The organism is Pseudomonas frederiksbergensis, from assembly GCF_035751725.1.
In the GTDB taxonomy this organism is placed as follows: Bacteria; Pseudomonadota; Gammaproteobacteria; order Pseudomonadales; family Pseudomonadaceae; genus Aquipseudomonas; species Aquipseudomonas frederiksbergensis_A.
In genome coordinates this window covers 1,685,309-1,706,232 of the sequence record NZ_CP142104.1, presented here as the reverse complement: position 1 = coordinate 1,706,232, position 20,924 = coordinate 1,685,309, and the positions used below count along the sequence as shown (strand labels likewise).

The following is a 20,924-nucleotide window of genomic DNA, read 5'->3' as shown; positions in this document are numbered from 1 at the left end:
CGAAGACCTCATTACTCAAACCACAGCTATCGCACACAAAAAAAATACCCCAGCCTCTCGACCGGGGTATTTCTTCAAACACTTGTCTCTACATCAGTGATTAACCGCCCCACTCGCCCCCAGGCCAGTCTGTGAACGCACGAACTGCGGGAAGAACAGCGCCCGCTCGTTGGCACCTTCAGCCGACTTGTCAGTGATGGAGAAGAACCAGATGCCGGTAAACGCAATGATCATCGAGAACAGCGCAGGGTATTCATACGGGAAGATAGCCTTCTCGTGACCCAGGATCTGTACCCAAATGGTCGGGCCGAGGATCATCAGGCCCACGGCACTGACCAGGCCCAGCCAGCCGCCGATCATGGCGCCACGGGTAGTCAGCTTCTTCCAGTACATCGAAAGCAGCAGCACCGGGAAGTTGCAGCTCGCCGCGATGGAGAACGCCAGGCCCACCATGAACGCGATGTTCTGCTTCTCGAACAGGATGCCCAAGCCGATCGCCAGCACTGCCAGGGCAATGGTGGTGATCTTCGAGACGCGGATCTCATCCTTCTCGTTGGCCTTGCCTTTCTTGATCACGCTGGCATACAGGTCATGGGACACCGCCGAGGCACCGGCCAGGGTCAGGCCCGCTACCACCGCCAGGATGGTCGCGAACGCCACCGCCGAGATGAAGCCCAGGAAAATGCTGCCGCCAACGGCGTTGGACAGGTGCACCGCCGCCATGTTGTTGCCGCCCAGCAAGGCACCTGCCGCGTCCTTGAAGGCCGGATTGGTGCTGACCAGCAGGATCGCGCCGAAGCCGATGATGAAGGTCAGGATGTAGAAGTAGCCGATGAAGCCAGTGGCATACAGCACGCTTTTGCGCGCTTCCTTGGCGTCGCTCACGGTGAAGAAGCGCATCAGGATATGGGGCAGGCCTGCGGTGCCGAACATCAGCGCCAGGCCGAGGGAGAAGGCCGAGATCGGATCCTTCACCAGACCGCCAGGGCTCATGATCGCTTCACCTTTAGGGTGAACCTTGACCGCTTCGGCAAACAGCATGTTGAAGTCGAAGTTGACGTGCTTCATGACCATCAGGGCCATGAACGACGCACCCGACAGCAGCAATACCGCCTTGATGATTTGTACCCAGGTGGTGGCCAGCATGCCGCCGAACAACACGTAGAGGCACATCAGGATCCCCACCAGGATCACCGCGACATGGTAGTCCAGGCCGAACAGCAGCTGGATCAGCTTGCCGGCACCAACCATTTGCGCGATCAGGTAGAACGCCACCACCACCAATGAGCCGGAGGCGGACAGACTGCGGATCTGGGTTTGCCCGAGGCGATAGGACGCCACGTCGGCAAAAGTGTATTTACCCAGGTTGCGCAGGCGCTCGGCGATCAGGAACAGAATGATCGGCCAGCCCACCAGGAAGCCGATGGAGTAGATCAAGCCATCATAGCCGGAGGTGAATACCAGCGCGGAAATCCCCAGGAAAGACGCCGCCGACATGTAGTCACCGGCAATTGCCAGGCCGTTCTGGAAACCAGTGATCTTGCCGCCGGCCGCATAGTAGTCGGACGCCGAGTTGTTTTTCTTCGACGCCCAGTACGTGATGTACAGGGTCGCGCCAACGAACGCCACGAACATCAGGATAGCCGCGACGTTGAGGGGTTGTTTCTGCACGGCGCCGGTCAGGGCGTCAGCCGCCCAGGCACCCGGTGCAAATGCTGCAATGCTCAAAAGAGCCAGTAGACGCCGGATCATTGCTGAGCCTCCTTGAGAATCGCATTGTTCAGGTCGTCGAACTCGCCGTTGGCACGTCGCACGTAGATACCGGTCAGGACGAAGGCCGACAGAATCAGGCCGACCCCGATAGGGATACCCCAGGTGATGGTGGATCCGGGGGACATCTTGGCCCCGAGAATATGCGGCCCGTAGGCGATCAGAAGGATGAAGCCGGAATACAGCCCAAGCATGATCGCCGAGAGAATCCAGGCGAACTTTTCTCGTTTCTTCACCAGCTCCTTGAAGCGCGGGCTGTTTTGAATCGAGAGGTAAATGCTGTCGTTCATTGTTTTTATCCTCGCAGCACAGATTTATTTGGAACAGCTCTACTCTATGCGGCTCAAGACCAGGTTCCAGACGACCTTAGTATTAGAACGACATGACGGTATGCCAGCTTCCTACAATTTTCGTAGCTTCCCCTGTGGGAGCGGGCTTGCTCGCTCCCACAGGGGTTGCGCTGGACTAAGGATCTGCAAGCACAAAAAAACCGCATGACACAACGTCATGCGGTTTCAGGAACAGCGAAACCAGGTCGATTACTTGCCGGTCCACTCCTTCACACGATCAGGATGCTTGGCCACCCAATCCTTGGCCGCGGCGTCCGGCTTGGCGCCTTCCTGGATCGCCAGCATGACTTCGCCGATCTCGTCTTTCGACGCCCACTGGAACTTCTTCAGGAACTCGACCACTTCCGGTGCCTTGGCTTCCAGGCCCTTGCTGCCGATGCTGTTCACAGTCTCAGCCGCGCCATAGACGCCTTTCGGGTCTTCCAGGAAGCGCAGTTTCCATTTGGCGAACATCCAGTGCGGCACCCAACCGGTGACGGCGATGGACTCGTTCTTTTTCTCGGCCCGGGTCAGCTCGGCAATCATGCCGGCGCCGGAGCTGGCCTTGAGTTGATAACCGGTCAGGTCGTAATCCTTGATCGCCTGTTCGGTCTTGAGCATCACGCCTGAACCGGCGTCGATGCCGACGATGCGTTTCTTGAAAGAGTCATCGGTCTTCAGGTCTTCGAGCGACTTGGCCTTGACGTACTCCGGCACGATCAAACCGATTTTCGCGTCCTTGAAGTTAGGGCCATAGTCGACGACCTGGTCCTTGTTCTTGGTCCAGTAATCGCCATGGGTCACCGGCAACCAGGCCGATAGCATCGCATCGAGCTTGCCGGTGGCAACGCCCTGCCACATGATCCCGGTCGCGACGGCTTGCAGCTTCACGTCATAGCCGAGTTTCTGCTTGATCACTTCGGCGGCCACGTGGGTAGTCGCGACGCTGTCGGACCAGCCGTCAACGTAGCCAATGCTCAGGGTTTTGGTCTCGGCGCTTGCCAGGGTGGAGCTGATCGCCAGTACCAGTGCGGCACCTGCGCCCAAGATTCGTCGCATCTTCATCGTTACTTCCCCGAAAGTGCTGCGCTCGACGGATGCCGAGCGGCGTCAACGTATTGTTATGGTGCACAGCGCCCCCATCACGCTCGCCTGCAAACCGGTCCGAACGCCAGTGGAGTACTGACTGACTGATCATCAACCTGCGCCGATCTGGAACCTGCTCTGTCTGCGACGCTGAAGCAGCGAGAAACGACATCAGAAAGCCATTAACTGTGCTCGATGTCATGACGGAGGGAAAAAATGCGGGGTACTGGAAAACCTTAACGCGAATTGCCGCGAACAGGGTTGGCGAGCCGACCACGCAGCCTTGAAAGCGCCTGTTCTCCAAGTTGAAGAACAGGCGCCGTGATAGATTAGCTGCAATCGCCGCCGACTATTGACTCAATCTCACCCGGCGAGGCACCGTCACGCTCTTGTATGTCCTTTTTGGGTGGTAACTTTGCCACGCCGACATGTTGAAGAATTCGGACTGCGGCACCTCTCGACCGGCAAGGAAAAACCTCACATTTTTTTGAACTTCTGGAGTATTTCGGCGCCTGTACAAATATCTGATTTCAGAAGCCGTAACGCTAGTTCCGCCATCAGGTTTTTTAGAAACGATATCACCCACAGTCTCCATCAGACCGTCGATAGCAAAAAGCACTTTTTTGTTACGCTGAAAAATCTGAAACTCCAACCCAGCCTTGCTCGAGCGACGCCACATCGGCACGTTGATATCGAAAAAATTCCCCACCCCCTTTTCATCTTTCTGAAAATAACGGTTGGTGATTGCAAAATTCTTGTAAGCAATACCACGAGGATAATCCACCAATTCCGCCTTGATTTGACTATTTTCATTATAAACGCCCGCTGTCACAGTCGGCCCAAACGCTGCGTCCGTCAAATCGTTCTGCTTTAATACATTGCGTTTTTTTACCATTTCGAACCGACCGAGTTCAAGACTCCAGGATAGCACTTTGGAAAACTCTTTATGCCCTGCCCTATCTAATGCCTCCAGAGCAAAAGCGCGGGGCTCACGTAACCCGAACAGAATATCCCCTTTCTCGAAAGCGTTTACCAACTCAGCGTAGCCTGAATCAGCATCGTTGACTGGAATAATTTCCAGACCCAAACCGTCAAAAAATGTTACAGGACTATTGGCGGCCATCCGGTACAAATTTAAACCATCTGCTGCGCCATTTGGGTCCGGGTTCAACCATTGACACCACCATGGAACGTAATACCTGAAACCGAAATAATACAAACCAGTCAAGTCCAACTCCTTACCCGAATAGCGCCTTATTTTGCTGTTCGCCTTGACCCTATCGCTACCCGCCCACCAAGCAGTACAGCCGTAACTGTAGAAAACCTCTTCACTTATGATCTCTCCGTCGCCATCCAACTCGATGCAGTTTGAGCCAATCTGATCAACCAACGAGTATTGATAGATAACTGGATCACTACCAACCTGCTGGATTGCACGAACATTACATAATCCCGCATCTACATGGACGTCATGGGTTTCTTTATCAACACTGGAGCGAATTTCAAGAGCCCCCAGATAACGAGTTTCCGAGCGACTTGTTAACTCTCCTGCGGGTACCGATCCAATTTTCCTTCGCCGCTGCCCCGTATCGTCGTAGATATAAGTTTCCGAACCTGCCGTCAACCCGAAACGACTCGTCCCTCCCGCTTTTTTGAGCTGATTTCGTTCATCCCATTCCAGATCTTGTCCCGGTAATAGCTGTCGCTTGTTACCGTTCAAGTCATGCGCCAAAGCGATCTCTTCTTCAGTCGGTAGATCTCCGTCAATCTTTTCAGCGAGCGAGCGATTACTATATTTCGACACACCCATCCGCTGAGTGCGACTTCCCAGCGCCGCACAACGAAGCAGTTTTATCAAATTACCACCGGAGTCGTAGCTAAAAACCTCCGTGTAATTTTCCAACTGATTCGGATCAACTGGAGATTGTAAATCGGGTAAGCAAGGCCCGACACCACCACCGATTACTTGCCAACCGGTGGCGCGAACCAACTGATAGAGCGTGTCGTAACAGAACGTTCTTACTGGTTCGATTTTCTGGTTACGAAAGTAGCGAACAGGTAACGCCCTGTCTTCGATGGATATTATATTTCCCACGCGATCGTAGCGATAGATCAGATGCTGTAAAGGGGAGCATCCCGGTCGATAGGACCTCAACTCTTCCAACCGCCCATCTGCGGGACAATAAGCTGCAGAGCAAACCACCCTATTTGCCAGCCTCTGATGGACAATATGGTTTGCAGCATCATAAAAAATATCACCCACAACCTCTTCAGTTTCTCCTCCTAGCTTCATGTTCAGTTTTATTCCGGCCAGCTGACCACCCGCTGTGTATTCAAATAGCCGCGCATGTTGTCTAGCATCAATTTCACAAACCAGCTGTGATACAGCATTGTAACGAGACAGGGTCGTGCTTCCCTCGTCTTTTTCATGAAGCTGATCACGCTCAGACTCTAGGTCGGGCCAATGCGGTTGCTCTGCGCTTTCCAAAAAATGCCGAGTGTTTACAAGCCTATCGCCTTGCAAGGAATAGGATCGAGAGAAAACCGTCCCAGCGCCATCATCAACCCTGATTATTCTTCCGCTTTGATTAAAGTTAACAAACGCTTCGTCATTGCCAGCATATGAGTAGAAAGCACTATTCCTTGGACCCTTGTCAATTTGTCTCACAGACTCTTTGACCGGCCGTAGCTGATTGTCGTATTCAGTTTTTACGTGAGTAAAATTGCTATCCCAACATTCACATCGCTCGCCAGCAACGCCTGGCAGATACAGGCGAATCCCCGCGTCAACACTATTAATAAGCAAAGCCCGTCCAGAAAGGCTATAGATATTCTGAACATTCGGCGAAATATCAGGCTCCAAATCCATAAGCTTAAACAGCCGAGGGTCATACTGTTTTATACTTCGCCCAGCGAAATCGTTGATTTGATAGGTCACTCGCTTTTCGAGAGGATCTGCGGCTACCGCACGATGATACGCTGCAGAACGAACAGTTAAACGACGAGAATCGAATACAGTTAACGTTGGCGTCCGAAAGTGCATGGCGGTGTCCCTCCAAGAAGATAGTCGCAACGACACACACCTATTTAATACCCGAAAATAACTATTTCAACTGTCAGAAATAACAGGTCTGTAAACGGTGAATCCCAGCCTGCAATGTCGATCACCTCCCGCATGCTTGATCAGGCAAGCCGGCAGCTCCACTAGCCGCCACCACGCCCCAACGTGTATTGTCCCGCTACTATTGCGCCCCGTTCGCGCTTGTTTTTCAGCCGTCATGGCACTTGGCTTCGCTGCGGTGGTCATAGGCTGCGAACCTCATTCGGCACCTTCCTCTAAGGGATCCAGTCATGCTCCGTTCCTTGCGCTTCGCTGCCCTCCTCGGCGGCCTTATCTTGAGTGCGTCCGCGCTGGCGGCAGATATTGACGCCGCCAGCTATGGCTACCCCTTGACCAACCCGTTCGAGGCGACCATCGCCACCACGCCGCCGGACCTGCGCCCGGAGCTGCCGCTGATCGAGGACATCAATCAATCGGACCACAGCCTGACCCTGCGTCCGGAACGCGAATTCATCCTGCCAGACAATTTCTGGCCGGTGAAAAGCCTCACTTACCGCATGGCTACCCAAGACAAACCCGCACCGCTGATCTTCCTGATCGCGGGCACTGGTGCGCGCTACGACAGCACCCTCAACGAGTACCTCAAGCGCCTCTACTACAAGGCCGGATATCACGTGGTGCAGCTGTCTTCGCCCACCAGCTTCGACTTCATGAGCGCCGCTTCGCGCTTCGCCACTCCAGGCATCACCAAGGAAGATGCCGAAGACATGTACCGGGTGATGCAGGCCGTACGCGCGCAGAATCCGAAAGTGCCCGTCACCGAGTACTACCTGACCGGCTACAGCCTCGGCGCCCTCGACGCAGCCTTCGTCGCGCACCTGGACGAAACCCGCCGCAGCTTCAATTTCAAGAAGGTGCTGCTGCTTAACCCGCCGGTGAACCTCTACACGTCAATCACCAACCTGGACAAACTGGTCCAGACCGAGGTCAAGGGCATCAACAACACCACCACGTTCTATGAATTGGTGCTGAACAAGCTGACCCGCTACTTCCAGCAAAAAGGCTACATCGACCTCAACGATGCCCTGCTCTATGACTTCCAACAGTCCAAGCAGCACCTGAGCAACGAGCAGATGGCGATGCTGATCGGCACCTCGTTCCGTTTCTCGGCGGCCGATATCGCCTTTACCTCGGACCTGATCAACCGTCGCGGCTTGATCATCCCACCCAAGTTCCCGATCACCGAAAGCACCAGCCTGACGCCGTTCCTCAAGCGTGCTCTGCAATGCGATTTCGACTGCTACCTCACCGAACAGGTGATCCCGATGTGGCGCGCGCGCACCGACGGCGGCAGCCTGCTGCAACTGGTCGACCAGGTCAGCCTGTACGCGCTCAAGGATTATCTGCAGGGCAGCTCCAAGATTGCAGTCATGCACAACGCCGACGATGTGATCCTGGGTCCGGGTGACCTGGGCTTCCTGCGCAAGACCTTTGGTGATCGCTTGACGGTTTATCCATTGGGCGGCCATTGCGGCAACCTTAACTATCGCGTCAACAGCGACGCCATGCTGGAGTTCTTCCGTGGCTAAATATCTCCTGCTGATCGCCGCGTTAATGAGCGCGGGCATGGTCCACGCCGATAACAGCAAGGCCGACGCGCCCGTAGTGGTGGACTCGGACGGCTTCAAGGAGCCGCTGACCAAACTCAAGTTCAACCCGGGCCTGGATCAACGCGAGTTCGAACGTTCGACCCTCAACGCGTTGAACGTCTACGACCCGCTGGAATCCTGGAACCGCCGGGTCTATCACTTCAACTACCGCTTCGACCAATGGGTGTTCCTGCCGGTGGTGGACGGCTATCGCTACATTACCCCGGGCTTCGTGCGTACCGGTGTGAGCAACTTCTTCAACAACCTGGGAGACGTGCCGAACCTGATGAACAGCCTGCTGCAATTCAAGGGCAAGCGTTCAATGGAAACTACAGCGCGACTGTTGCTCAACACCACCGTTGGCATCGCCGGCTTGTGGGACCCGGCTACCGCCATGGGCCTGCCACGCCAGAGCGAAGACTTCGGCCAGACCCTGGGCTTCTACGGCGTGCCGGGCGGCGCGTACTTCGTACTGCCCATTTTCGGCCCGTCGAACCTGCGCGACACGTCGGGCTTGTTGGTGGACTACACCGCCGAATCGGCGATCAATTTCCTGAACGTCTCGCAAGTCAGCTCCAACCACCCGGAACTGCTGCTCCTGCGCGGCGTGGACAGGCGCTACCAGACCAGCTTCCGCTACGGCCAGCTGAACTCGCCGTTCGAGTATGAAAAAGTGCGCTACGTGTACACCGAGTCGCGGAAGTTGCAGATCGCCGAATAGGCACACGCCCTGACAAAAAAAGGCCATTCGATGGAAAACGAATGGCCTTTTTTATTACCGCTGTCTAAGCGTCCAGCCCTATTCAGCTAACTGCTACCGGCTGGTCCAACGGGTCCAGGCCGTAGTTGTTCGGTCCTTTCGTACCGCTTGCCGCCAAGCTGATAAGCACGATGAACGGACCAACCACTGGCACTAGTCCCCAGAAAATATTCAGCCCGCTTTTATTCATGTCGTGATAACGCCGCCACGTAACAGCCAATCGAGGGCAAACGGTCAGAAGGCAATAAGCCGGATACAACAATAGGAAGTAAATCTCTTTGTTCAATCCGGTGGCGATACCAAACCCAAAGAAAAGCAACCCCAAGCAGAACTCCAACAGGAAGAACATCCAATACTCTTCTCTGCTTGCGCGCCCTCTAAACGTTGCGTACTGCCGCATCACTTGCCAATACCATTTCATCAAATGCTCCCTTCGCTGGCGGAAAATTTATTCGAGCCAATACCGGCCGAATAGCGCGGGGGAGTTTATGGAAGCCCTCAATCGATAAAAGTAGGAAAAGCCTGAAAGCAGTGTCTTAAAAAGCTACGCTTCAGCCCCTCAGGGCCTTCCAGACCTTACCCACCGCCAACACACCGGCCAGCACCACCGCCCCCGCGACAATCCCCGCCACCGCATTGAGCAGCATCGGCACGATGAACCCGGCGCCACCGGCACTCGCCGCAACGCCTTCGATCCAGTGGTGCACCACCGGCACGCCGTGGGTAAGGATACCGCCGCCCACCAGGAACATGGCCGCCGTGCCGATCACCGACAGACTTTTCATCATGTAGGGCGCTGCGCGCAGGATCGCCCCGCCAATTTGCTTGGCCGCCTGCCCCGGCTTCTGCGTCAACCACAGGCCCAGGTCATCAAGCTTGACGATCCCCGCCACCAGGCCATAGACACCCACAGTCATGACAATGGCGATGCCCGACAGCACGATCACCTGCTGGGTCAGCGGCGCATCGGCGACAGTGCCGAGGGTGATAGCGATGATTTCCGCCGAAAGGATAAAGTCGGTGCGCACCGCGCCCTTGATCTTGTCCTTTTCGAAAGCCACCAGATCGACCGCCGGATCGGCCACCGCCTCGACCAGATGCGCGTGCTCAGCCTCGTCTTCGGCCTTGCTGTGAAGGAATTTGTGGGCGAGTTTTTCGAACCCTTCAAAACACAGATAGGCGCCGCCCACCATCAACAGTGGCGTCACCAGCCACGGAACGAAGGCACTGATGGCCAACGCCGACGGCACCAGGATCAGCTTGTTGATAAAGGAACCCTTGGCTACCGCCCACACCACCGGCAGTTCCCGCTCGGCCCGCACGCCGGAAACCTGCTGGGCATTGAGTGCCAGGTCATCACCGAGCACGCCCGCGGTTTTCTTGGCGGCCATCTTGGTCATCAACGCCACATCGTCGAGCACGGTGGCAATGTCGTCGATCAGTACCAGCAAACTGCTTCCAGCCATGGAGGGGGCTCCTTGAACAATAATGCTGCGCAGCATAGCGCGAGCGGCGCGTCCTTGGGGCATTCTTGAGCGTCGCGCGAGGCCGGTGCTACCATGCGCCACCGCCAGAACAGGCAAGGAACCCCAGGGTTTATGAGCACAATCCGCGAGCGCAACAAAGAACTGATCCTGAGTGCCGCCAGCGAAGAATTTGCCGACAAGGGCTTCGCCGCGACCAAAACCAGCGACATCGCGGCCAAGGCGGGCTTGCCCAAACCCAACGTCTATTACTACTTCAAATCCAAGGAAAACCTCTACCGCGAGGTGTTGGAAAGCATTATCGAGCCGATTCTCCAGGCCTCCACCCCCTTCAACGCCGATGGCGAGCCGGGCGAAGTGCTGAGCCACTACATCCGCTCCAAGATCCGAATTTCCCGCGACCTGCCCTTCGCCTCGAAAGTCTTCGCCAGTGAAATCATGCACGGCGCCCCGCACCTGAGCGCCGACCTGGTGGAACAGCTCAACGCCCAGGCCCGGCATAACATCGACTGTATCCAGACCTGGATCGACCGCGGCCAGATCGCCCCGATCGACCCCAACCACCTGATGTTCAGCATCTGGGCCGCCACCCAGACCTATGCCGACTTCGACTGGCAGATCACCGCCGTGACCGGCAAGGCCAAGCTCGATGAAGCGGATTACGAAGCGGCGGCGCAGACGATTATTCGGTTGGTCTTGAAGGGGTGCGAGGTGGACTGACGCAGCCTCCGGTCGCGTGAATGTCAGGCCTCGCTACCCATCAGCCAATGCAACGCCTGGGGCAACGAAGTTCTCCAGTCGTCAGGATAACGATGTCCTGCCTCATGTTCGACCGACCTGACCTTGTTGTCTCCAGCTTCACTGAACAGCTTGCGAAACTCTGCGCTCATTTCCTGGTTGCTGGCCGCCTCCATCTTGCCGTGGATCACAACCACTCTTTTCCCTTGAGCCAGGCTTGTAGTCGGGGTCGACTGCACCCCCCCGGGCGAAATCAGAAGCGCGCCAGCATAATCATCCGGGTGCTGCGCCAGCAAAGCCCCAGCGTGTAGAGCCCCTTGGGAGAAACCCATCAGGTAGATTTGCTTCCGGTCAGTGCATTGTCGCGTGGCCAGTTTTTTCAATCCGGATTGAACAGCTTGATGCGTGCCTTCGAAACCCGGACCGATCCAACGGAAGCTGTCGACACTGTCGGTCATTTCAGTACCGTTGATGCCCAAGAGGATCGCGCCGGTGTCCGCCAGCGACTGATAATCTTCGCCAAGCTCACCGTTGCCGCCGTATCCATGCAGCCGAACCACTACCGGTCGGCATACTGAAGACGCTGGAATACCGGAAGGATTGAGTACCGAAATCGCGCCTACTTTGTCGCGGGCGATTTGCTCGTAGCGGTTCTGGGTGTTGGCCAATACTCGCTTGTATGTGGACGTCTGGCGCAGACCGGTCAAGTTCCGGTCATCGGCCATCAACGGACCGAACCACATGCCACGCTCATCGGCCACCTTCAAATAGCGCTCTGCCAGTTTGTAATCGCCGCGGTAAGCAAACAGCGAGGCGACCTTGTAAGGCGCCAGCATTTGTTTGGGATCCTCACGAACCGCCGCCAGATAAACAGCGATGGCTTGCAAACTGTCGCGCCGCTCAAGCTTTTCTCCCCTTGCGATCAGGTCTTCGGCGTCATCGGCATTCATCAGCGCAGCGACTACCGGTCTAAGCGCCTGATAGGCAACCTCATCGACATCCACCTCTGCGGCTTTCAAAAGGGGGGTACAGAGGGCCACTGTCATGGTCAAAATGATGCGAAATAGCGTATTCACGCAAATCTTCCTTGATACAAAACGAGAGGGCGGCAGCTTATCGATGCGCCCCCGCTTCGTCATCGCCGCCCTGGCGAATGACTCCATTTTTTTACATCAAGACGTAACCCCCGCATCCGCCCTCAACTGCACCGCCTCCACCGCCCTCACCGCCACCTGCTCGTCCACATCCGAAACATCGCCGCTGACACCAATCGCCCCCAGCACCTTTCCCTCCTGATCCCTGATCAATACCCCACCCGGGGCTGGCACGATGTTGCTTTGGCCCAGGCCGTGCAACGCGGCAAAGAACGCCGGGCGCTGTTGGGCGTCCTGGGCGAGCAAGCGGGAGCCCTTGCCCAGGGCGATGGCGCCCCAGGCCTTGCCGATGGCGATCTGTGGGCGAAGCAGGCTCGCGCCGTCTTCACGCTGCAAGACGACCAGATGACCGCCGCTGTCCAGGACCGCGACGGTCAAGGGTGCGGCGCTTATTTCACGGCCTGCGGCAAGGGCTTGTCCGGCCAGGTTGACGGCAATTTTCAACGTTAGAACGCTCATGGGGTGCTGTCCTTCTTTTGTTATGGGAAAGCCTGGGAGCTTCACTTTCAGCAAAAACCAACCATCCAAATAGAACACAACAGATTTGTTTTTTGTATACAAAAATTCGAACAAATCACCTTTTATGGCTTACACATGTAGCAAATCAAGTCCTCCTGCGAATAAAACAGGTGCTTGAGGAAAGGGATTGACCTGCCACGCTTGCCATGAATACACTCTGCCGCACAGCCACTTGTATACAATTACAAAACGTAAAGAGGCACAAACCAATGAGCAAAATGAGAGCAATCGAAGCCGCCGTCCTGGTGATGCGCCGTGAAGGCGTGGACACCGCCTTCGGCATCCCGGGTGCTGCGATCAACCCGCTGTACTCTGCCCTGCAAAAGGTGGGTGGCATCGATCACGTCCTCGCTCGGCACGTTGAAGGCGCCTCGCACATGGCCGAGGGCTACACCCGGACCAAGGCCGGCAATATCGGTGTGTGCATCGGCACTTCCGGACCGGCCGGTACCGACATGGTCACCGGGCTCTACAGCGCATCGGCCGACTCGATCCCGATCCTCTGCATCACCGGCCAAGCGCCCCGCGCCCGTATGCACAAGGAAGATTTCCAGGCGGTGGACATCACCAGCATCGTCAAGCCAGTGACCAAGTGGGCCACCACCGTCCTGGAGCCGGGCCAAGTGCCGTATGCCTTCCAGAAAGCCTTCTTTGAAATGCGCTCCGGCCGTCCAGGCCCGGTGCTGATCGACTTGCCGTTTGATGTGCAGATGGCCGAGATCGAATTCGACATCGACGCTTACCAACCGCTGCCCTTGGCCAAGCCCGCGGCCAACCGCGTGCAGATCGAGAAAGCCTTGGCGATGCTCAATCAGGCTGAACGTCCGTTGTTGGTGGCCGGCGGCGGCATCATCAATGCCGATGCCAGCGACCTGCTGGTGGAATTCGCCGAACTGACCGGCATCCCGGTCATCCCCACCTTGATGGGCTGGGGCACCATCCCCGACGACCACCCATTGATGGTCGGCATGGTCGGCCTGCAAACCTCCCATCGCTACGGCAACGCAACACTCCTCAAGTCGGACGTGGTACTGGGCGTCGGCAACCGCTGGGCCAACCGTCACACCGGCTCGGTGGACGTCTACACCGAAGGTCGCACGTTCATTCACGTGGACATCGAGCCGACGCAGATCGGCCGCGTGTTCACTCCGGACCTGGGCATCGTTTCCGACGCCGCTTCGGCCCTGACGGTGTTCATCGAAGTCGCCCGCGAATGGCAAGCCGCCGGCAAGCTGAAGAACCGCAGCGCCTGGTTGCAGGATTGCCAGCAACGCAAGGCCAGCCTGCAGCGCAAGACGCACTTCGACAACGTGCCGGTCAAGCCACAGCGCGTCTACGAGGAAATGAACCAAGTCTTCGGCAAGGACACCTGCTACGTCAGCACCATCGGCCTGTCCCAGATCGCCGGAGCGCAGTTCCTCCACGTCTACAAGCCACGCCACTGGATCAACTGCGGCCAGGCCGGCCCCCTGGGTTGGACCATTCCGGCCGCGCTCGGGGTGGTCAAGGCCGATCCGAGCCGCAAGGTCGTGGCGCTGTCGGGCGACTATGATTTCCAGTTCATGATCGAAGAGTTGGCGGTGGGGGCTCAGTTCAAGTTGCCCTACATCCACGTCGTGGTGAATAACTCCTACCTGGGCCTGATCCGCCAGGCCCAGCGCGGTTTCGACATGGATTACTGCGTGCAGTTGTCGTTCGACAACCTCAACGCCCCGGAACTCAACGGCTATGGCGTTGACCACATCGCCGTGGCCGAGGGCCTGGGTTGCAAGGCCCTGCGGGTGTTCGAACCGTCCGGCATCCAGCCGGCGCTGCGCAAGGCCCAGGACATGATCGAAGAATTCAAGGTGCCGGTGATCGTCGAGATCATCCTGGAACGGGTGACCAATATTTCCATGGGCACTGAGATCAACGCCGTCAACGAGTTTGAAGACCTGGCGCTGGTGGGCAACGATGCACCCACAGCCATCTCATTACTGGACTGAGGTTCGCCCCACAGGGGCCTGCCAACTATTTACAGGAGACCACCATGCCGCGTTTCGCCGCCAACCTGTCCATGCTGTTCACCGAACAGGCCTTCCTCGCCCGTTTCGAAGCCGCCGCCAAGGCTGGTTTCAGTGGAGTCGAATACCTGTTCCCCTACGATTACAGCTCCGCCGAAATCAAGGCCCAGCTCGACGCCAATGGCCTGACCCAGGTGCTGTTCAACCTGCCGGCCGGCGACTGGGCCAAGGGTGAGCGCGGCATTGCCTGCTTGCCGGACCGGGTCGAGGAGTTCCGCGCGGGGGTCGACCTGGCGATTGCCTACGCAAAAGTGCTGGGCAATACCCAAGTCAATTGCCTGGCCGGGATTCGTCCGCAGAAGTGCGACGAGGCCCTGGTGGAAAAAACCTTCATCGCCAACCTGAAGTACGCCGCCGAAAAGCTGCAAGGCGAAGGCATCAAGCTGGTGATGGAAGCCATCAATACCCGCGACATCCCAGGCTTTTATCTCAACAACACCGCCCAGGCCCTGTCGATCCGCGAGCAGGTGGGCAGCGCCAACCTGTTCCTGCAATACGACATCTATCACATGCAAATCATGGAAGGCGACTTGGCCCGGACCCTGTCGGCGCACCTGGGCGAGATCAACCATGTGCAACTGGCGGACAACCCGGGCCGCAACGAGCCGGGCACGGGCGAAATCAACTACCGCTTCCTGTTCGAACACCTGGACCGCATCGGCTACCAGGGTTGGATTGGCTGTGAATACAAGCCGCTGACCACCACCGAAGCGGGACTGGGCTGGCTGAAAACCCATAACGCGATCTGACCCACAAGAATCCGTGGGCACTTTAATAAAAGAGGATTTTCTCATGGCTAAAATTGGATTCATCGGCACCGGCATCATGGGCCACCCCATGGCATTGAACCTGCAAAAAGCCGGTCATAGCCTGTTCCTGTCCCAGCACCACGAACCGGCCCCGGCCGACCTGCTGGCCGGCGGCGCGGTGGCGTTGGCCAACCCGAAGGAAGTCGCCCAGGAAGCCGAATTCATTATCGTCATGGTCCCGGACACGCCGCAGGTCGAAGACGTGCTGTTGCGCGCCGACGGCGTGGCAGCGGGCGTGGGCAAGGGCAAAGTGGTGATCGACATGAGTTCGATCTCGCCGTCCGCCACCAAGGCCTTCGCGGCGAAGATCAATGAAAAAGGTGCGCAGTACCTCGATGCCCCGGTCTCCGGCGGCGAAGTCGGTGCCAAGGCCGCGACGCTGAGCATCATGGTGGGTGGCGACAGCGCCGCCTTCGAGCGCGCCTTGCCGCTGTTCCAGGCCATGGGCAAGAACATCACCCTGGTGGGCGGCAACGGCGACGGCCAGACCGCCAAAGTGGCGAACCAGATCATCGTCGCCCTGAACATCCAAGCCGTGGCCGAAGCGCTGTTGTTCGCCTCGAAAAACGGTGCCGACCCGGCCAAGGTTCGTGAAGCGTTGATGGGCGGTTTCGCCTCGTCGAAGATCCTCGAAGTCCACGGCGAGCGCATGATCAAGGGCACCTTCGACCCGGGCTTCCGCATCAGCCTGCACCAGAAGGACCTGAACCTGGCCCTGCAAGGCGCCAAGGAACTGAACATCAACCTGCCCAACACCGCCAACGCCCAGCAAGTGTTCAGCACGTGCGCGGCGATCGGTGGCAGCAACTGGGATCACTCGGCGCTGATCAAGGGGCTGGAGCACATGGCGAATTTCTCGATCCGCGACAACTGACACGCCCTTCCCCCTTGTGGGAGCGAACTTGCTCGCCCCCACAAGGGATCTGCGTTGCCCTTCAAATAACAAAAATCCCGGGAGCCCGCCATGTCGGTCGATCCGCAACAACTGCTGCGCGAGCTGTTTGCCACAGCCATCGACGCGGCGCATCCGCAGCAAGTCCTCGAACAATACCTGCCCAGCGACCGCAGCGGTCGAGTGATCGTCATCGGTGCCGGCAAGGCCGCGGCGGCCATGGCGCAAGTCATTGAGCGTTGCTGGCAGGGCGAAGTCAGCGGCCTGGTCGTGACCCGCTACGGCCATGGCGCGCCCTGCCAGAAAATCGAAGTGGTCGAAGCCGCTCATCCCGTGCCGGATGCCGCAGGCCTGGAAGTGGCCGGACGGGTGCTCGAACGGGTCAGCAACCTCAACGAAGACGACCGCGTGATCTTCCTGCTGTCCGGTGGGGGCTCGGCGTTGCTGGCCCTGCCGGCGGCTGGCATTCCCCTGGCCGACAAACAATCGATCAATAAAGCTTTGCTCAAATCCGGCGCGACCATCGGCGAGATGAATTGCGTGCGCAAGCATCTCTCTGCGATCAAGGGCGGACGCCTGGGCAAGGCCTGCTGGCCGGCGACGGTCTACACCTATGCGATTTCCGACGTGCCCGGCGATCTCGCCACGGTCATCGCGTCCGGCCCCACCGTCGCTGATCCCAGCACCTCAGCCGAGGCCCTGGCGATTCTCAAGCGCTACGCCATTGATATCCCCGCCTCCGTACGCAACTGGCTGCAGAGCCCGGAATCGGAGACCGTCAAGCCCGGCGACCCGAGCCTGGCCCGCAGTCATTTCCAATTGATCGCGCGTCCCCAGCAATCCTTGGAAGCCGCAGCCGTGAAGGCACGCCAGGCGGGTTTCAGCCCATTGATCCTCGGTGACCTGGAAGGCGAATCCCGGGAGGTGGCGAAAGTCCACGCCGGCATTGCCCGGCAAATCGCCCTGCACGGCCAACCCTTGGCAGCCCCGTGCGTGGTCCTGTCTGGCGGCGAAACCACAGTCACCGTGCGCGGCAATGGCCGTGGCGGACGCAACGCCGAATTCCTGCTGAGCCTGACCGACAGCCTCAAGGGCTGTCCCGGCATCTACGCGCTCGCCGGCGACACCGATGGCATCGACGGCTCCGAAGACAACGCCGGTGCAATCATGACCCCGGACAGCTATCGCCGCGCCGCCGAGATGGGTCTCAGCGCCAGCGACGAGTTGGACAACAACAACGGCTACGGCTACTTCGCCGCGCTAAACGCGCTGGTCGTCACCGAACCGACCCGTACCAACGTCAACGACTTCCGCGCGATCCTGATCCTCGAGAACCCTAAAAATGACGCCTGATAAAAAGGTCAAGATCCTCGCGACCCTCGGCCCCGCCACCCGCGGCCTCGATGATATTCGCGAACTGGTGCAGGCCGGTGTGAACATCTTTCGCCTGAACTTCAGCCACGGCGACCATGCCGACCACGCCCAGCGCTACCGGTGGATCCGCGAAGTCGAGCAGCAGCTCAATTACCCGCTGGGCATCCTGATGGACTTGCAGGGCCCGAAGCTGCGAGTCGGCAAATTTGCCGACGGCAAGGTCCTGCTGCAACGCGGCCAGGCCTTGCGCCTGGACCTGGACCCGACACCGGGCGACCAACGCCGGGTCAACCTGCCCCACCCGGAAATCATCGCGGCGCTGGAGCCGGGCATGGACTTGTTGCTCGATGACGGCAAGCTGCGCCTGCGGGTAACCGCCGGGCATGCCGACGCCATCGACACCGAGGTGCTCAACGGCGGCGAACTGTCGGACCGCAAGGGCGTGAACGTGCCCCAGGCCGTCCTCGATCTGAGCCCACTCACCGCCAAGGATCGTCGCGACTTGAGCTTCGGCCTGGAGATGGGTGTGGATTGGGTGGCGCTGTCGTTTGTGCAGCGGCCCGAGGACATCCGCGAAGCCCGCGCGCTGATCGGCGACAAGGCGTTCCTGATGGCTAAGATCGAGAAGCCGTCAGCGGTAAGCCAACTGCGCGAGATCGCCGAATTGAGCGACGCGATCATGGTTGCCCGCGGTGATCTCGGCGTCGAAGTACCGGCCGAGAGCGTGCCGCAGATCCAGAAAAACATCATCGGCACCTGCCGCGCCCTCGGCAGACCCGTGGTAGTGGCGACGCAGATGCTCGAGTCGATGCGGTTCTCCCCGGCACCGACCCGCGCCGAAGTCACCGACGTCGCCAACGCCGTGGCCGAAGGTGCCGATGCGGTGATGCTGTCGGCGGAAACCGCTTCCGGCGATTACTCCCTCGAAGCCGTGCAGATGATGAGCAAGATCATTCGCCAAGTTGAAAACGGCCCGGACTACCAGGCACAACTGGACGTCAGCCGACCGAAAGCCGAGGCCACGGTGTCGGACGCCATCAGCTGCGCGATCCGCCGGATCAGCAATGTCCTGCCGGTGGCGGTGCTGGTGAACTACAGCGAGTCGGGCAGTTCCAGCCTGCGCGCGGCGCGGGAACGGCCGACGGTGCCGATTCTCAACCTGACGCCAAATCTGCAGGCCGCCCGCCGCCTGACCGTGGCCTGGGGGGTGCATTCGGTGGTCAATGATCGACTGCGGCAGGTGGACGAGGTGTGTTCCACGGCGCTGGAAATCGCCCAGGCCCAAGGCATGGCCCAGCGTGGCGACACTTTGCTGATCACCGCAGGCGTGCCGTTCGGGCAGCCGGGGTCGACCAATTCCCTGCGTATCGAGACGTTGATCTGATTTTTTGTGGCGAGGGAGCTTGCTCCCTCGCCACATTACTCCCTATCCCTGACCCATCATGCCCAACCATTCTTCCAGCACTCACTGCCCCGACTGGGCCACCGCCCTGCTTAACGGTTTCAGCCAGATTTTTCTCCAGCGCCATCCGCTGTGCGGCATGCTGTGCCTGTTGGCAATCTTGCTCACCGCGCCGACTTTGCTCGGCGGCGCGCTGCTGGGCGCAGTAGCCGGACTGTTGACGGCGCAGCGACGCGGTTATGCCAAGGAAGATCGGCAAGCCGGGTTGTTCAGCTACAACGGGATCCTGCTGGGATTGTTGTTGAGCCTGGCACTGCCCTGGTCGGTCTTGCTACCCCCCCTGATCATTGCCGGCGGCGGCCTCAGCGCAATGCTCACCCAGCAATGGCTCAAGCGAACCCCTGGCCCGCGCTGCCTGCCCACCTATACCGCGCCATTCGTGGCGCTGGGCTGGTTGCTGCTGAGTTTCGCCCCGCCGTCGCCCGCCTCAGCGTCCGTGGAAATGACACTTCCCAAGCTGCTGCTCGCTCCTTTGAATGGCCTCGGCCAGGTCATGTTTCTCGACCAGCCGCTGGCCGGTGCGCTGGTCGTGGTCGGCCTGCTGATCGCCGATCGCCGCGCCGCTGGCTGGGCGCTGCTGGGTTCCATCGTCGGCCTTGCGTTTGCCGTGCTGCACCACGACAGCGCCCAGGCCTTATCGGGGCTGGGCGGCTATAACCCGGCGCTGGTGGCCCTGGCCCTCGGCCAACACACCCGCAAGCCATGGCTGCCGCTGGCGGGCATTGCCCTGGCGGTCGTTCTCGCACCAGGTTTCGCTGCGTTGGGCGTGGCGCCACTGACAGCGCCGTTCATCCTCGCCTGCTGGCTGGTTCGTGCGACTGGCCGACGCTGGCATCAGGCAATCCTCGACACCGCGCCTTGCGCTCTGCGGGGCAATCGCCCTAGGCTTCGCTGATTATCGATTCAGGCGAAGGTCATGGATAACAGCAACAACTGGCGTGAACGCCTCTACGTCATCATTTTCCAGACCGATACCGTGGCTGGCCGACGCTTCGACAGCACCTTGCTGCTGATCATCCTCGCCAGCCTGGTGATCGTGATGCTCGACAGCATCGACAGCGTTCACAAAAACTACGCGGCCCTGCTGGCTTATATCGAGTGGGGCTTCACCTTTATCTTTCTGGTGGAGTACGGCCTACGCTTGTACTGCTCGCCGAAACCGCTGCGCTACGCGTTCAGTTTCTATGGCCTGGTGGATCTGCTGGCGATCGTGCCGGGCATCCTGGCGCTGTACTACAGCGATGCCCAGTACCTGCTGATCGTTCGAATCATCCGCATGTTGCGGATTTTTCGCGTGCTCAAGCTCAGCCCTTACCTCAAGCAGGCCAACTATCTGCTGGCCGCGCTACGTGGCAGCAAGCAGAAAATCATCGTGTTCCTGGTCAGCGTATCAACGCTGGTGACCGTGTTCGGCACGCTGATGTACGTCATCGAAGGGCCGCAGCATGGCTTTACCAGCATTCCCAAGGGGATCTATTGGGCTATCGTGACGCTGACCACCGTGGGCTTCGGCGACATCGTGCCGAAGACGCCGCTGGGACAGGTCATTTCGTCTTTAGTGATGATCACCGGCTATTCGATCATCGCCGTACCGACGGGTATCTTCACCGCTGAACTCGCCACCGCGATGCGCGGCGATCAACTCCAGCATGACTGCCCGGTGTGCAGCAAAAACAACCATGAACATGGCGCCGCCTTCTGCTCCCGTTGCGGCAATGCGCTGTTCAAGAAAATGGAATAAGCAAAGCATTTTTAAATACTTGAAGGCCTATAA

Annotated in this window: 18 protein-coding genes; 10 read left to right on the top strand and 8 right to left on the bottom strand. The window is 58.6% G+C overall.

Translation table 11 applies throughout. The annotated features are described in order from the left end of the window. Positions 1-93: 93 nt before the first annotated feature. From VQ575_RS07565 to VQ575_RS07550, 4 genes are all read right to left on the bottom strand, one after another. The gene (locus VQ575_RS07565; protein WP_039594131.1) at positions 94-1,752 is read right to left on the bottom strand and encodes a cation acetate symporter; all 1,659 of its coding nucleotides are present in this window, start codon (positions 1,750-1,752) and stop codon (positions 94-96) included. Next, positions 1,749-2,060, bottom strand: coding sequence for a DUF485 domain-containing protein (locus tag VQ575_RS07560; RefSeq protein WP_030138324.1), 312 nt, complete (start codon positions 2,058-2,060; stop codon positions 1,749-1,751). Before VQ575_RS07560 ends, VQ575_RS07565 begins: the two co-directional genes overlap by 4 nt. A 249-nt stretch (positions 2,061-2,309) precedes the next feature. Then, on the bottom strand, positions 2,310-3,164 hold the full coding sequence (locus tag VQ575_RS07555; RefSeq protein ID WP_045156623.1) for a glycine betaine ABC transporter substrate-binding protein: 855 nt from the start codon (positions 3,162-3,164) through the stop codon (positions 2,310-2,312). 370 nt (positions 3,165-3,534) lie between these two features. Beyond that, positions 3,535-6,228, bottom strand: coding sequence for an RHS repeat-associated core domain-containing protein (locus VQ575_RS07550; protein ID WP_325919394.1), 2,694 nt, complete (start codon positions 6,226-6,228; stop codon positions 3,535-3,537). A gap of 308 nt (positions 6,229-6,536) precedes the next feature. On the opposite strand from VQ575_RS07550, the gene VQ575_RS07545 reads away from it, so the two are divergent. After that, complete coding sequence (locus VQ575_RS07545) at positions 6,537-7,835, top strand: serine/threonine protein kinase (RefSeq protein WP_039594408.1); 1,299 nt, start codon at positions 6,537-6,539, stop codon at positions 7,833-7,835. After that, positions 7,828-8,616: an MlaA family lipoprotein gene (locus tag VQ575_RS07540; protein WP_039594407.1), complete on the top strand. Its 789-nt coding sequence runs from the start codon at positions 7,828-7,830 to the stop codon at positions 8,614-8,616. Before VQ575_RS07545 ends, VQ575_RS07540 begins: the two co-directional genes overlap by 8 nt. Positions 8,617-8,698: 82 nt before the next feature. Here VQ575_RS07540 and VQ575_RS07535 read toward each other — a convergent pair whose 3' ends face one another. Continuing rightward, positions 8,699-9,076, bottom strand: a complete 378-nt coding sequence (locus tag VQ575_RS07535; RefSeq protein ID WP_039594406.1) for a DUF805 domain-containing protein — start codon at positions 9,074-9,076, stop codon at positions 8,699-8,701. 130 nt (positions 9,077-9,206) lie between these two features. Beyond that, on the bottom strand, positions 9,207-10,121 hold the full coding sequence (locus tag VQ575_RS07530) for a DUF808 domain-containing protein (protein ID WP_039594405.1): 915 nt from the start codon (positions 10,119-10,121) through the stop codon (positions 9,207-9,209). Positions 10,122-10,253: 132 nt separating this feature from the next. Between VQ575_RS07530 and VQ575_RS07525 the strand changes: the two genes are divergently transcribed. After that, on the top strand, positions 10,254-10,859 hold the full coding sequence (locus VQ575_RS07525; protein WP_325919392.1) for a TetR/AcrR family transcriptional regulator: 606 nt from the start codon (positions 10,254-10,256) through the stop codon (positions 10,857-10,859). 23 nt (positions 10,860-10,882) lie between these two features. On the opposite strand, the gene VQ575_RS07520 is transcribed toward VQ575_RS07525, so the two are convergent. Both VQ575_RS07520 and VQ575_RS07515 read right to left on the bottom strand, forming a co-directional pair. Next, entirely contained in the window at positions 10,883-11,953 is a 1,071-nt protein-coding gene (locus VQ575_RS07520) for an alpha/beta hydrolase (RefSeq protein WP_325919391.1), read from the bottom strand. 96 nt (positions 11,954-12,049) lie between these two features. Beyond that, positions 12,050-12,490 (bottom strand): GlcG/HbpS family heme-binding protein, encoded by a 441-nt coding sequence (locus VQ575_RS07515; RefSeq protein ID WP_039594403.1) that lies wholly within the window; start codon positions 12,488-12,490, stop codon positions 12,050-12,052. A gap of 269 nt (positions 12,491-12,759) precedes the next feature. On the opposite strand from VQ575_RS07515, the gene gcl reads away from it, so the two are divergent. The 7 genes from gcl (at position 12,760) to VQ575_RS07480 (ending at position 20,891) form a co-directional block, all read left to right on the top strand. Then, positions 12,760-14,535, top strand: coding sequence for a glyoxylate carboligase (gene gcl / locus VQ575_RS07510; RefSeq protein WP_039594402.1), 1,776 nt, complete (start codon positions 12,760-12,762; stop codon positions 14,533-14,535). A gap of 44 nt (positions 14,536-14,579) precedes the next feature. Further along, positions 14,580-15,362: a hydroxypyruvate isomerase gene (gene hyi, locus VQ575_RS07505; RefSeq protein WP_045156626.1), complete on the top strand. Its 783-nt coding sequence runs from the start codon at positions 14,580-14,582 to the stop codon at positions 15,360-15,362. Positions 15,363-15,405: 43 nt separating this feature from the next. Then, the gene (locus tag VQ575_RS07500) at positions 15,406-16,296 is read left to right on the top strand and encodes a 2-hydroxy-3-oxopropionate reductase (RefSeq protein WP_198723528.1); all 891 of its coding nucleotides are present in this window, start codon (positions 15,406-15,408) and stop codon (positions 16,294-16,296) included. A 90-nt stretch (positions 16,297-16,386) separates the two neighbouring features. Further along, a complete protein-coding gene (locus VQ575_RS07495) occupies positions 16,387-17,667 on the top strand; it encodes a glycerate kinase type-2 family protein (RefSeq protein ID WP_325919390.1) in 1,281 nt (426 codons plus the stop codon). Next, positions 17,657-19,072, top strand: coding sequence for a pyruvate kinase (gene pyk, locus VQ575_RS07490; RefSeq protein ID WP_325919389.1), 1,416 nt, complete (start codon positions 17,657-17,659; stop codon positions 19,070-19,072). The genes VQ575_RS07495 and pyk overlap by 11 nt, the downstream gene beginning before the upstream one ends. A 58-nt stretch (positions 19,073-19,130) precedes the next feature. Further along, entirely contained in the window at positions 19,131-20,045 is a 915-nt protein-coding gene (locus VQ575_RS07485) for an urea transporter (RefSeq protein ID WP_325919388.1), read from the top strand. A 21-nt stretch (positions 20,046-20,066) separates the two neighbouring features. Further along, positions 20,067-20,891, top strand: coding sequence for an ion transporter (locus VQ575_RS07480; protein ID WP_045156629.1), 825 nt, complete (start codon positions 20,067-20,069; stop codon positions 20,889-20,891). Positions 20,892-20,924 lie beyond the last annotated feature (33 nt).